This window comes from Enterococcus sp. AZ126 (assembly GCF_051714545.1).
Classification (GTDB): domain Bacteria; phylum Bacillota; class Bacilli; order Lactobacillales; family Enterococcaceae; genus Enterococcus_L.
On record NZ_JBIOSB010000001.1, the window covers coordinates 249599 to 263515 of the forward strand.

Genomic DNA, 13917 nt, shown 5'->3' on the forward strand with positions numbered 1-13917 from the left:
TGACAAATTTGGAAAAACGCCAGGATATTCAAGAATTAACGCTTGAAGAAGTAATGGGCGATCGTTTTGGAAGATATTCCAAATATATCATTCAAGAACGGGCCCTACCTGATATTCGTGATGGATTAAAACCTGTACAACGTAGAATTTTATTTTCCATGAATAAAGATGGAAATACCTTTGAAAAAAGTTTTAGAAAGTCTGCAAAATCTGTCGGAAATATCATGGGTAATTATCATCCTCATGGTGACAGTAGTATTTATGAAGCAATGGTTCGGTTGAGTCAAGACTGGAAACTTCGAGAAGTCTTGATTGAAATGCACGGGAATAACGGAAGTATGGACGGTGACCCGCCTGCTGCAATGCGTTATACAGAAGCTCGTTTATCTGAACTAAGTGGTGAATTATTAAAAGATATCGAAAAAGAAACAGTTGATTTTGTTTGGAACTTTGATGATACCGAAAAAGAACCTACTGTTTTACCAGCGAAATATCCTAATCTACTTGTGAACGGTTCTACAGGAATCTCAGCAGGTTATGCAACTGAAATTCCTACCCATAACTTAGCTGAAATCATTGATGGTACGATTTATTTGATTGATCATCCTAATGCGACATTAGACAAACTAATGGAATTTATTCCAGGACCAGATTTCCCGACAGGTGGTATTTTACAAGGAAAAGAAGAAATCAAGAAAGCCTACGAAACGGGTCGTGGAAAAGTGATTCTGCGCTCAAAAACCAGAATCGAACCTCTAAAAGGTGGAAAACAACAAATTGTAGTTACTGAAATTCCTTATGAAGTCAACAAAGCGACATTAGTGAAAAAAATGGATGAGGTCCGTTTGAATAAAAAAATCGACGGTATCGCTGAAGTTCGTGATGAAAGTGATCGTACTGGTTTACAGATTGCGATTGAATTGAAAAAAGATACAAATGCTGAAGGTATTTTGAACTATCTTTTCAAAAATACGGAATTACAAATCAATTACAACTTTAATATGGTAGCAATCGACAATATGACACCGCAGCAGGTTGGACTAAAACGGATTTTAGATAGCTATATTGCTCACCGTAAACAAGTCATCACCAACCGAAGTCAATTTGAATTGAATAAAGCCAAAAGACGTCAACATATCGTTGCTGGTTTGATCAAAGCTTTATCGATCTTAGATAAAGTGATCGAAACGATCCGCGGAAGTAAAGATAAAAAAGATGCTAAGATGAATTTAGTAAAAGCCTACGCATTTACTGAAGAACAAGCAGAAGCAATCGTTACATTACAATTATACCGATTAACAAATACGGATATCACACAACTTGAAAAAGAAGCAGAGGAGTTGAATCAACTTGTAACAGAGTTGACGAAAATTCTAAGTGACGAAAAAGAATTATTCAATGTGATGAAAAAAGAATTACGTGAAGTAAAAAAACAATATGGAAATCCACGCTTAACCCAGATCGAAGACGAAATCCAAGAAATCAAGATCGATACGAAGGTTTTAGTTGCCCAAGAAGACGTTATTGTAACGGTTACGCATGAAGGCTATATCAAACGAAGCAGCCTACGCTCATACAGCGCATCTAAACCAGAAGAGGTAGGAATGAAAGAAGGGGACTTCTTGCTTTATACAGGGGAAGTTAATACCTTAGATCATATTTTACTGATTACAAATAAAGCAAATGTGATCTATCGTCCAATTCATGAACTTCCCGATTTAAGATGGAAAGAAATAGGAGAACATATTTCGCAAGCTATTTTAAATCTGTCAGTCGATGAATCGATCATTGCCGTTTATACTTACAAAGAACTTTCTCCAACGAAAACATTTGTTTTCATGACAAAAGAAGGTATGATCAAACAAAGTAAAATGACCGATTTTGAACCATGGAGAACGTATAAGAGTCGTCCGACAAATTGTATGAAATTAAAATCAGAAACTGATGAAATCGTTAATGTTTATTTAACAAATGAACAAAAGATCTTAGATGTATTTTTAGTTAGTCATAGAGGATTTGGTTTGCGCTATCCGTTAGAAGAAGTACCAGTCGTTGGTGCTAAAGCTGCTGGTGTTAAAGCAATGAACTTGAAAGATCAAGACTATGTAGTAAATGGTTTATTGGTCCAAGAAGATGGTGACACACCAATTGTACTGTTGACACAACGAGGAAGCATCAAACGAATGTTGGCTCAAGAATTGCCACAACTCGGACGTGCAAAACGTGGATTGATGGTTCTAAGAGAATTGAAAAAGAATCCTCATCGCGTAACATTTATGTCAGAAAGTAGTCCATTAGAATTATTAGTTACAACACAAAATGGACAACAATATACAATCGATTCTGAAAAATACCCAATCAATGATCGAACATCAAATGGCTCATTTATGCTTGATGAAAAACAAGATGGTGAGATTTTGGAAGTGCACGAAATGCATTCGGCAGAATTAGAAGCAAAAACGAATGAAGAGTCTAAATAACAGACTAACTGTTCTATAGAATTAGAAAAAACGAGCAACTGTACTAGTACAGTTGCTCGTTTTTTTATAACAGATTTCTTACTTCATAATAATGTAGCAAATAACTTAGTTACATGAATCACAAATATAAAACGCTTATATAAAGGCATTTGCTTAAATTTTTATTTAAAATATGAAGAATTAGCTCAGAATATAGTAAGTAAAGGCTTGCATAAAATTGATGATGTGTTATACTAATCACATAAAGCTGTTACAATAGATTTCAGCATACTAAGGAGGCCCACAATGGAGCAATGGACAGGCTTTAAAGGCGACAAATGGAAAACATCAGTAGACACACGTGACTTTATTCAAAGAAACTACACTGAATACACAGGTGACGATTCTTTCCTAGAGCCAATCGCGCCAAGCACAGACAAATTATGGACAAAATTACAGGAATTATTTGAAGTACAGCATGAAAAAAATGGTGTTTACGATATGGATACAAACATTCCTGCAACCGTAACTTCTCACGAACCAGGCTATTTGATCAAAGAAGAAGAAACAATCGTTGGTTTACAAACAGACGTACCATTAAAGCAAGCATTCATGCCATTTGGTGGTATCAACATGGCCAACAATTCTTTAACTTCAAATGGATACGAAGTTGACGCTGAAATGTCTAAAATATTCACAGAGTGGAGAAAAACACATAACCAAGGTGTTTTTGATGCATACACGCCAGAGATGAGATCAGCACGTAAAAATAAAATTATCACAGGTCTTCCAGATGCATATGGTCGTGGTCGTATTATCGGTGATTACCGTCGTATTGCTTTATATGGCATGGACTTCTTAATTGCTGAAAAGAAAAAAGATTTAAGCAACACTGGTAACAAAGTAATGACAGATGATGTTATTCGTTTAAGAGAAGAAATTTCAGAACAAATCAGAGCGATGGCTGACTTAAAAGAAATGGCTTCAACTTACGGATTCGATATCTCTAAACCAGCTGAAAATGCCAAAGAAGCAATTCAATGGTTATACTTTGGTTACTTAGGTGCTATCAAATCTCAAAACGGTGCAGCAATGTCTATTGGACGTATCTCTGCGTTCTTAGATATCTATATCCAACGTGATTTAGAAGCTGGACTTATCACTGAATTTGAAGCACAAGAAATGATCGATCATTTGATCATGAAATTACGTATGGTTAAATTTGCTCGTACGCCAGAATACAATCAATTATTCTCTGGTTACCCAATTTGGGCTACTTTATCAATCGCTGGTATGGGATTAGATGGACGTTCATTAGTGACTAAGAGTGATTTCCGTATCTTACACACATTAACAAATATGGGCCCATCTCCTGAGCCAAACTTAACTGTGTTATATTCTTCACATTTACCTGTTGGATTTAGAACATTTGCTTCTAAAATTGCAAAACAAAGTTCATCTATCCAATTTGAAAATGATGATTTATTACGCGCTAACTGGGGATCAGATGACTGTGCGATCGCATGTTGTGTTTCTGCGACAGTTATGGGTAAAGATATGCAATTCTTCGGTGCTCGTGCTAACTTGGCAAAAGCTGTTCTTTATGCAATCAACGGCGGAGTAGACGAAAAAACAAAAATGCAAGTAGCACCTAAATTCCGTCCAATGACAGGCGATACTTTAGACTACAATGAATTTATCGATCGTTACAAAGACATCATGGACTGGTTAGCTGAATTGTATGTAAATACATTAAACGTTATCCACTACATGCATGATAAATATTCTTACGAAGCTGCACAATTAGCCTTCATGGAAAGCAACTTACAACGTACGTTTGCAACTGGTATTGCAGGGATTTCACATGCTGCTGACTCAGTAATGGCAATCAAGCATGGTAATGTACAAGTGATCCGTGACGAAGATGGTCTAGCAATTGACTATGTTCCTCAAAATGAATTCCCAACTTATGGTAACGACAATGAAGAAGCAGATGCAACAGCAAACTGGATTCTTGAGTACTTCATGACTCAAATCAGACGTCAACATACGTACCGTAATGCCAAACCAACAACTTCATTATTAACAATCACTTCAAATGTTGTTTACGGTAAAGCAACGGGGAATACACCAGATGGACGTCGTGCTGGTAAACCATTAGCACCAGGTGCTAACCCAAGTTATCAAGACGGCAAATTCTTAGGTGAGAAAAATGGTCTTTTAGCATCACTTAACTCAACAGCTAGATTAGAATATACAAGTGCGTTAGATGGGATCTCTAATACACAAACAATCAATCCTAACGGTTTAGGTAAAGATGATGATACAAGAATCGACAACCTACGTAACGTAATGGATGGCTACTTTGACAAAGGCGGGTACCACTTGAACGTTAACGTGTTCACAAATGAATTATTATTAGATGCACAAGCGCATCCAGAAAAATACCCTAACTTAACAATTCGTGTATCTGGATATGCTGTGAAATTCCGTGACTTAACGCCTGAACAACAAGCAGACGTTATCTCTAGAACTTCTCACGATAGACTATAATAAACAAACAATTGAAGGGTTGACCTCGTGTCAGCCCTTTTTTTAAGAAATGAGGAACAAGGAATGACAACTCCTGTTATGGGTAGAATTCACTCTACAGAAAATTTTGGGACCGTTGACGGACCCGGTGTTCGATTCATCGTTTTCACACAAGGCTGTCGTATGCGTTGTCAGTTTTGTCATAACCCAGATACTTGGAAAATCGGTTCTGGTGGACGTGAAGTGACTACAGACGAAGTTTTAGATGAGGCAATCAAATATCGCTCTTATTGGGGTGAAAAGGGTGGCATCACGGTAAGTGGTGGTGAACCATTACTTCAATTAGAATTCTTAACTGACTTATTTAAAAAAGCCAAAGAAAAAGGAATACATACGACCATTGATACTTGTGGCAAACCTTTCACAAGAGAAGAACCATTTTTTAGCCAGTTTCAAGAATTAATGAACTATACTGATTTATTGTTGTTTGATATCAAGCACATTGACAATGAACAACATAAATTACTTACTTCACTAGGAAATGAGAATATTTTAGAAATGGCTCAATATCTTTCTAAAATTGGGAAACCAGTTTGGATTCGTCACGTTTTAGTACCTGAACGCAGTGACTACGATGAATACTTAATTCGCTTAGATACATTTATTAAAACGCTGAAAAATGTCGATAAAGTGGAAGTATTACCGTATCATACAATGGGAAAATACAAATGGGATGAATTAGGATTAGAGTATCCGCTAAACGGGATTGAACCACCTGAAGAGGATCGTGTAACGAATGCTAAAAAGTTGCTTCATGTCAATGATTATCAAGGTTATGCCTCAAGATAGTTTATAAAAATAGAAAAGAGCAGCAATTATTGTTGTTTCTTTTCTATTTTTTGTTATTATTAATAATGAAGAAAAAAGAAGGAGTGAACTATTTTTATGTCAAAAATTCTTGTTTTTGGACACCAAAATCCTGATACGGATGCAATTGGAGCGGCAATCAGCTTCGCATACTTACAAAAAGAACTAGGGAAAGATACAGAACCAGTTGCCTTAGGAACACCCAGTGAAGAAACACAATACGCTTTAGATTATTTTAATGTAGATGCACCTAGAGTAGTAGAGAGTGCCGCAGGGGAAACAAATCAAGTCATGTTAGTCGATCACAATGAATTCCAACAAAGTATTTCTGATATTGCGGAGTTGACGATTCTTGCAGTCGTTGACCACCATCGTATCGCTAACTTTGAGACAGCTGATCCGTTATACTATCGTGCTGAACCAGTTGGTTGTACAAGTACGATAGTCTTCAAGATGTTTAAAGAGAATAACATCACTATTCCTAAGCAAATTGCTGGAATGATGGCCTCAGCAATCATTTCTGATACGTTGTTATTCAAATCACCAACATCCACACAAGAAGATATCGATGCTGCAAATGAATTAGCAACTATCGCAGAAATCGATTTGAATGGTTATGGTTTAGACATGTTAAAAGCGGGTACCAATTTAAGTGACAAATCTGCTGAAACGTTATTAGGTTTAGATGCCAAAAGTTTCCCAATGGGCGATAAAAATGTTCGAATCGCTCAGGTCAATACAGTCGATCTAAATGAGGTTCTTGACCGTCAAGCTGAACTTAAAACAGCAATGAATGACGCGAACGCTACAAACAATTATGATTTATTTGTGTTGATCATCACAAATATTCTAGATAGCGATTCTGAGTTATTAGTAATCGGAGATTCCTTGGATAAAGTAGAATCAGCCTTTAATGTGAAGCTAGATAATAACCGAGCTTTCTTAAATGGCGTAGTTTCTCGAAAAAAACAAGTAGTTCCTCAATTAACTGAAGTATTTAGTTAATCAATTTTACAGTTGATTTAACAACTTAATAAACTACAGGTGGCGGTTAGCTTACTCCAGCTGTAGTTTTTATTTTTATTAAAGGGAAAGAGTGATTCTAGCATGGAAATGGGAGAAGTAACCTATTATTTTGCATCAAATGAAAATGAAGAAGAATTAAATAAAATCATCATAGATCCTTTGTTCAATAAAATAGTAGCTTACCTTTCAAATCGTAACGGACAAGAAGTGATCCTACGCCAAATAAAGGCAGCTATTCCAACAGATAGTAACCTAGAGTTATACTTAGATAAATTAATCAAACACAAGCTTCTTAAGCGGGAAAATCGACGATATACTTTAATTTTTCCTATCTATACCAATGAAAACTTGTTGAAACTGCCGGATTCAATAGAAAAAAGCTTTCGAAAAATAATGGAAGAACAAACAATGGCCAATGATTATTTCTTATTTGGAGAGTGGCTTTGGTCCTTATTTTTTGAAAAAGAACAAGGAACCTATTTCTTTGGTGTTAGCAATTCTATAGAAAACTTGTCATTTTTCTTAAAAAAAGAAGCAGGCAACGATTCGTTGCGTTTCGTCTCAATTTATCCTGACAACTTAATTCCACTAGACCTAGCAAATTATTTCAATTTACTTTCAAGAGGACAGGAATTGCCTCCAAAATTTGACTCGCTGCAGAATTTAATCGGGGATGTAGACATTCATTATTTTATTTCCCAAATTCAAAAAGTGATGCGATCTGTCAAACGAAATAATTACAGGGAGAGAAGGCAAACTATTTTTCAAGAAGCGCTGCTAGTTACAGGTGATTTGAAAAAGAACGAAGAAAATCAATTATACTTAGCGACTCCAACTATAGCAGGTAATGATTATTCTGATGAAATTCAGAATCGCTTAGATGAACTTAAAAAGGATTTGATTTCTCTATGGGAAACGATCGAAAATGAGAATCAACGTATGTTCTATAAACAACAATTATACAGTTTTCTATTCCAAAATTATTTACCTAATAAATATCATTCTATCAGCTATTTCAAGTTACTATAATTATATTATGTAAACTTTAATCTTCAAATTTAACACCGCCTCATTATTAATGAAAATAACGAAGCGGTGTTGATCTTACTTATTTCTTTTCCGAACTTTTTTCGTCCAAAAGCCTCCTGAAATAAATTTAGGTTCATATGAAATGATAAAGGCTCGAGGTTCTTTTTCGTTGATCAGTTTGTACAGACTCCGTTCATTTTTGCGTGGAGAAAGAATTTCTAAAATCATTCGTTCACCTTCGCGGCCAACACCAAAACTTTGAGTCACACCATATCCATGCTCTCTTAATATTTCTGGTAAATTTAATTGTTCTGTAGAGGAGGGGAGAATGACCGTTACCATAATATAGCCAAGTGCTAAATAATCTTCAATTTTGATTCCTACGCTGATCCCAACTGCATAACCAAGAGCATAAACAACTAAGTTTATCGGGTTATCTAATCGATTCAGCACCATACTAAGACCTAGTACATAAATCGTTATCTCGGCCATGCTAACTAAAGGAGCAATCAAGCGATAGCCTTTCATTGTCAGCATAAATCGAATCGTATTCAATGTGATATAAGAAAAATTGACCACAAAGATCGTCGCAAGCATTTTAATATCCATTATTAATAACTCCTTTTTTTTAATTAGATGCATCTGCACATTATAGTACAACATTATGAGAATTAAAATAGTGAAAAACAAATTATCTGCTTATAAGAATAATCAATCAAATATAACTATTCTACGACGTTATTCGTTGGATGAATCAATAGTTTTTGCTATAATCAATATACTACGTATTTTTAAGGGGAAATGAAATCAGATGAGAATTTTTATCATCATACTTTTTGGGTTGGTGTTATTAAATACAACAGCAGCAGTCATTACAGTTTTTAGAAAGCCACGAGGCATTTCAAGTGTTCTAGCTTGGATCATGACTTTAGTATTTTTACCGGGAATTGGTTTTATTATTTATCTTTTTTGTGGAAGAGGTATTGATGGGCAAAAGGTGTTTAATCTCACAGCTTATGATCAAGTAAAAATTACTGAAATTAAAAAAAAGGTTGACGAGGACAATCTAAAATCAGAAGGGAAATTAGATATCAATTTGCTAACTGATGCACGAGTATTGAATAAATATTTTAGAAATATGGATTCTTCGCCTTTAAGTAAACGAAACAGTTTGGAAATATATACAGATGGAATAGAGAAGTTTGAGGCTTTATTTGAAGATATTCGTCAGGCCAAGGAAACTGTTCATGTTGAGTATTATTCTTTTTTCAATGATCGTATTGGAAATAAGTTTTTAGATTTACTAGGAGAGAAAGTTAAAGAAGGGGTAGCCGTTCACTTGATTTATGATCCGTGGGGCTCTCCAGGAGCAAACAAAAAGTTCTTTGCGCATTTTGTGGCGCTAGGAGGAAAAGTCGCTCCTTTTATTACGTCAAAAAACATGATCAGTAAGACACGTTTGAATTATCATTTACATCGCAAAATAGTTGTGATTGACGGAAAAATAGGGTGGACAGGTGGATTTAACGTTGGAGATCAATATTTAGGAGAAAGTAAAAAATTCGGCTATTGGCGAGATACACATATCCGTTTAGTTGGAACATCTGTTTTCTCGTTGCAAGAAATTTTCATTATGGATTGGAATGCTTCTGTAGCACATGATTCCTATAAAATGGATTATCTAGAAAATTATTTCCAAATAGCTGAAGACAATGAGCTAGGAGATTTGGCTTTGCAGGTTGTTTCTGACGGGCCTGATTCTGAAGAAGAAATCTTAAAAAGTGGCTTTATCAAAATGATTCTATCCGCTGAAAAATCGGTTTGGATTCAAACACCCTATTTAATTCCTGATGATAGCATGATCAATGCGTTATTGATTGCTGTACGATCTGGTATTGATGTGCGTATTATGATTCCATGTATGCCGGATCATCCATTTATTTATCGTGCAACGCAATACTATGCAAATTATCTGCATATCAGAGGTGTCAAAATTTACATGTATCAAAATGGTTTCATCCACGCTAAAACAATGATCATTGATAATGAGATTTGTATGGTTGGAACAACCAATCAGGATATTAGAAGTTACGCGTTAAATTTTGAAGTAAGCACGTTTATCTACGATACGGGAATCGCATGGAAACTAACACAAATATTTGAGAACGATATGAATAACAGTATTTTATTAACAGACGAAATTATTCAGGATCAATCACATTGGTTACGATTCAAGCAAAATTTTTCTCGATTATTATCACCAATATTATAACGAAAAAAATAGACTAATTTAAATGAAAATCGAGCGAGGCGAGAGATTGCTACGTTCGATTTTTTTATTTTCTATTCTAGTTTACATAATATACATTATACAAAGTAGATAAAGAAGCTACATTAAGTACTAAGCTGTTATCAATGTAGCTTCTTTATCTAACGTTGCTTGTTACGATTTCTTGTAGGCTTTAAAAAGTTTTACAATGTCATACCAACATACAGATACCATACCTAATAAGAGACAAATCACTAATTGATACGCTGACAATGGTGCTAAATCTAAAAATGCATTTATTGGAGAATAAATTAAAGCAAGTAAACTTATACTAGTCCCACCTAAAATTATCCAAGTTACTTTATCATGTCGTAATTTTAGAAATGTTTGGATACCTAATAGCTGATTTGAACTATTTACTTGAACAAGAAAAAGATTTGCTATGATGAGGACTGTCATCCCCATTGTTCTGGCAAGTTCATCGTTTGCTGGATTTTGCTGAAGTGTGAAATAATACGCTGAAAACGACGCAAAAAAGATAGCAACTCCTTGTAGAATGATTCGAATTAATAGTCTCCTTGATAATATAGTTGCAAATGGATCTCTCGGTGGACGTTTCATTATATCCGGTTCACTGGGCTGACGCTCTAAAACAACTGAACAAGTTGGATCGATCACGAGTTCAAGCAAAACGACATGTATAGGTAATAAGAATAATGCTTCTTGAGGAATTCCTAAAACAGGCCCTAAAAATGCTGTCAGTGCAATCGGAATGTGAATGACAAAAATATACCCAATCGCTTTTTTAATATTATCATATATTCTTCTTCCATCTCTTACTGTATTCACAATTGTTGAAAAATTATCATCTAATAAAATGATATCTGCAGCTTCTCTAGAAACTTCCGAACCACGTTTGCCCATGGCGATACCAATATCAGCATACTTAAGTGCTGGTGCATCATTTACACCGTCACCTGTCATAGCAACGACTTCCCCATTGTCTTTGAAAGCCTTGATGATTCGCATTTTATGCTCTGGTGTCACTCTTGAAAAAACATTTACAGACGCTACTTTTTTTGCTAGCATCTTATCGTCCATTTGGTCTAATTCAAAACCCGTTAAAAAGTTTTCGGCATTACGAATTCCAACTTTTTTTGCAATAGAAGTTGCTGTAATGCCGTTGTCTCCAGTAATCATAACCACGTTGATCCCCGCTTCTATACAGTCTTCTATATCTTGTTCAATCCCCCTTCTTGGTGGATCAGCTAGTCCAACCAGCCCAAGAAATTTTAGTGAACACTGTTCAATAGTTTCAGGAATTTCATTTGCTGTATTAACGATTTCTTCACCCACAGCAATGACTCTCAATCCTTCATTTGCAAAAATATCGATTTTAGTCTGAATAATTTTTTTCATTTCTGTCGATAAATCTGAGATACGCAAGACACTTTCTGGAGAACCTTTTACAGTAACTTCTATCTGATTATTTCGTTGCCAAACATGCCCCATCATCTTAAGTTCATCCGTAAATGGATACTCTGTAATAAGTGGGCTGTTGAATAGCGTATCTTTATTCCAACCTTGTTGTTCGTTGTATTCCAAAATAGCTATTTCCATAGGATCATATGGATCGATTTCACTTGCTAGGCCCATTACTTCATTTAAGCGATTTTCCTTATTAGAATCGTAAGCCCAAACGTTTGTTACCGTCATTTTATTTTCAGTAATCGTCCCAGTCTTATCAACGGCTAAAATAGATATCGCACCCATCGTTTCAACTGCTGGAAGTTTACGAACCAAAGATTGTTTCTTCGCCAATCGCCATGCACCCATAGATAAAAATACAGTCAAAACAACAGGGAATTCTTCTGGAATCATAGCCATAGCAATCGTTATACCTGATAGGATACTTTGTATAATGCGATTGCTCAATTCTAAGTTTGTACTACTGAAAAATGTACTCATAGCGACTATACAAAGTAAAAAAAAGGCAATAATCGCACATACTTTGACTAAAGTACCAATTTGCTTATCTAGTGGAGAATGTTCATTTTCCGCTGTAACAAGATGCTTTCCAATTTTACCATATTCAGTATTCGTTCCAGTAGTATTCACTAAAATAGTAGCACTCCCTGTAGTGACTAAAGTGCCTGTATAGACATAATCGTTGCGCCAATAATCTTCTGTTCGAGACTTTTTAGATTCAGCAATCGTTTTCCATACAGCTTCATTTTCACCAGTTAAAGAAGATTCATTCACTCTAAGATCATTTGCTTTGATCACAAATCCATCTGCAGGTACTTTGTTTCCTTCTTCTATTAACATAAGATCCCCAGGGACAACTTCCTCACTCAAAATCTCAATCGTTTCATTGTTTCTAATCACTTTGATTTTTGGTGCGGAAAGATCTTTTAACGCATTTAGTGTTTGATCAGTTTTCCATTCTTGAATGACTTCGATAGCAATGATAACAACGACAAAAGTAAGCATCACTGCACCATCTATAGGATCACCTAGAAAAAAATAAATAAGGGCAGCCACGATAAGTAGCAAAAACATAGGTTCCAAAATAATCTTAAAGACTTTTGAGTAAAATGGTTCTTGTTTTTTTTGCTCTAATTGATTTACTCCAAACTCATTTTGACGTTCCTCTACTTCCTGTTGTGTCAATCCTTGCCAATTAATAAAATCCATCGCAATAATCTCCTTTGCATTCTCATAAAAGAGAAGATTTACTCATAATACAGCGTAAAAACGGTTATTACGAGCAAAAAGAGAGATTATTAGCGAATTTTTAGTGTTTAGCGACCGCTCGAAAATAGTGTCATATTCTCCTAAAAAACTAAATAAGGGTATCCCTAAAATACAGATAAGTATCGTTTAAAAGTAATTTAGTTTACCCGTTTTTTTATATTTCAGAATGTCTGTAGCGCCCATGGCATCGTCAAATTCAGCTGGAGTAATCAAACTACCCCAAGCAACCGTTTCCTCGAAAAGACTCTTTTAAAAATCTGATGAATAGCCCGTGTTTTGAAAAGTCTTTTGAAAAACGTGATCGCCAACGAAAAGTCTCGAATGGATTTCTTTAAAACTTTTTTCATGCTCTTTTTTTGTACCATTAACTGCTGCTTTTTTGTACGTTTCAAAAAGAGTCTTTTTTTTAATCTTAAAAAAGATCGAATTTTTGTGTCTTTTCGGTAATTTTCTTTGTTCAGGAATAGCTTTAACAACTTGTGCACATTAGGTAAATATAGTTTGAATAGTTTTTTTATCTCTAGTGTCTAATGAAGTAGTCTTTGATCTCTTCCAACATGAAATTCTCAATCAATTCTACTGTATGAATAGAAGCGCCTTGTTTCAAAATATCTTTACATTTAATGAAAGACCAGTCAGGTAATGAGCCTCTATATCTAGAATCATTTGCATAGACTACCCCATCGAGACCGCTCCAGATAACAGCTGATGAACATAGTGAACAAGGTTCAAAAGTTGAATATAGCCAATAACCTGCTGGTAAAATATCTTTCTTTAAAAGTGTGCAAGCTACTTTGATTGCATTGATCTCAGCATGAGCTGTTGGATCATTTGTTTCTTTAACGGTCGTTTTACCTATAGCGATAATATCCATTTTTTCATTCACTACGGCAGCATAAATAGAGTGCTCGGTCCATTGTTTTTGAATTAGTTCCGTCATGATTTTTCTACTGGGATGATGATTCATTTTGATCCTCA

General features: G+C 35.2%; 9 protein-coding genes. 6 read left to right on the plus strand and 3 right to left on the minus strand.

All coding sequences use genetic code 11. From position 1 onward, the window contains the following. Nucleotides 1-8: 8 nt before the first annotated feature. The 5 genes from parC to IGI43_RS01225 all read left to right on the plus strand — a co-directional run bounded on the left by parC (nucleotide 9) and on the right by IGI43_RS01225 (nucleotide 7913). The gene (gene parC, locus IGI43_RS01205; RefSeq protein ID WP_438755992.1) at nucleotides 9-2480 is read left to right on the plus strand and encodes a DNA topoisomerase IV subunit A; all 2472 of its coding nucleotides are present in this window, start codon (nucleotides 9-11) and stop codon (nucleotides 2478-2480) included. A 285-nt stretch (nucleotides 2481-2765) separates the two neighbouring features. Further along, nucleotides 2766-5012, plus strand: a complete 2247-nt coding sequence (gene pflB / locus IGI43_RS01210) for a formate C-acetyltransferase (RefSeq protein WP_438755993.1) — start codon at nucleotides 2766-2768, stop codon at nucleotides 5010-5012. A 63-nt stretch (nucleotides 5013-5075) separates the two neighbouring features. Continuing rightward, the gene (gene pflA / locus IGI43_RS01215; RefSeq protein WP_438758791.1) at nucleotides 5076-5840 is read left to right on the plus strand and encodes a pyruvate formate-lyase-activating protein; all 765 of its coding nucleotides are present in this window, start codon (nucleotides 5076-5078) and stop codon (nucleotides 5838-5840) included. Between the two features lie 96 nt (nucleotides 5841-5936). Then, nucleotides 5937-6863: a manganese-dependent inorganic pyrophosphatase gene (locus tag IGI43_RS01220; RefSeq protein WP_438755994.1), complete on the plus strand. Its 927-nt coding sequence runs from the start codon at nucleotides 5937-5939 to the stop codon at nucleotides 6861-6863. A 102-nt stretch (nucleotides 6864-6965) separates the two neighbouring features. Further along, nucleotides 6966-7913, plus strand: a complete 948-nt coding sequence (locus IGI43_RS01225) for a DUF1803 domain-containing protein (RefSeq protein WP_438755995.1) — start codon at nucleotides 6966-6968, stop codon at nucleotides 7911-7913. A gap of 75 nt (nucleotides 7914-7988) precedes the next feature. On the opposite strand, the gene IGI43_RS01230 is transcribed toward IGI43_RS01225, so the two are convergent. Then, nucleotides 7989-8522, minus strand: coding sequence for a DUF2179 domain-containing protein (locus IGI43_RS01230; protein ID WP_438755996.1), 534 nt, complete (start codon nucleotides 8520-8522; stop codon nucleotides 7989-7991). 202 nt (nucleotides 8523-8724) lie between these two features. On the opposite strand from IGI43_RS01230, the gene cls reads away from it, so the two are divergent. Continuing rightward, nucleotides 8725-10185 (plus strand): cardiolipin synthase, encoded by a 1461-nt coding sequence (cls, locus tag IGI43_RS01235; RefSeq protein ID WP_438755997.1) that lies wholly within the window; start codon nucleotides 8725-8727, stop codon nucleotides 10183-10185. 171 nt (nucleotides 10186-10356) lie between these two features. Here cls and IGI43_RS01240 read toward each other — a convergent pair whose 3' ends face one another. Further along, nucleotides 10357-12879: a cation-translocating P-type ATPase gene (locus IGI43_RS01240; protein WP_438755998.1), complete on the minus strand. Its 2523-nt coding sequence runs from the start codon at nucleotides 12877-12879 to the stop codon at nucleotides 10357-10359. A 580-nt stretch (nucleotides 12880-13459) separates the two neighbouring features. Continuing rightward, complete coding sequence (locus tag IGI43_RS01245; RefSeq protein WP_438755999.1) at nucleotides 13460-13906, minus strand: deaminase; 447 nt, start codon at nucleotides 13904-13906, stop codon at nucleotides 13460-13462. Nucleotides 13907-13917 lie beyond the last annotated feature (11 nt).

Coding starts and splice junctions, on each gene's coding strand:
- pflB (WP_438755993.1), top strand. CDS start 2,766: ATGGAGCAATGGACAGGCTTTAAAGGCGACAAATGGAAAACATCAGTA.
- pflA (WP_438758791.1), top strand. CDS start 5,076: ATGACAACTCCTGTTATGGGTAGAATTCACTCTACAGAAAATTTTGGG.
- IGI43_RS01220 (WP_438755994.1), top strand. CDS start 5,937: ATGTCAAAAATTCTTGTTTTTGGACACCAAAATCCTGATACGGATGCA.
- IGI43_RS01225 (WP_438755995.1), top strand. CDS start 6,966: ATGGAAATGGGAGAAGTAACCTATTATTTTGCATCAAATGAAAATGAA.
- IGI43_RS01230 (WP_438755996.1), bottom strand. CDS start 8,522: ATGGATATTAAAATGCTTGCGACGATCTTTGTGGTCAATTTTTCTTAT.
- cls (WP_438755997.1), top strand. CDS start 8,725: ATGAGAATTTTTATCATCATACTTTTTGGGTTGGTGTTATTAAATACA.
- IGI43_RS01240 (WP_438755998.1), bottom strand. CDS start 12,879: ATGGATTTTATTAATTGGCAAGGATTGACACAACAGGAAGTAGAGGAA.
- IGI43_RS01245 (WP_438755999.1), bottom strand. CDS start 13,906: ATGAATCATCATCCCAGTAGAAAAATCATGACGGAACTAATTCAAAAA.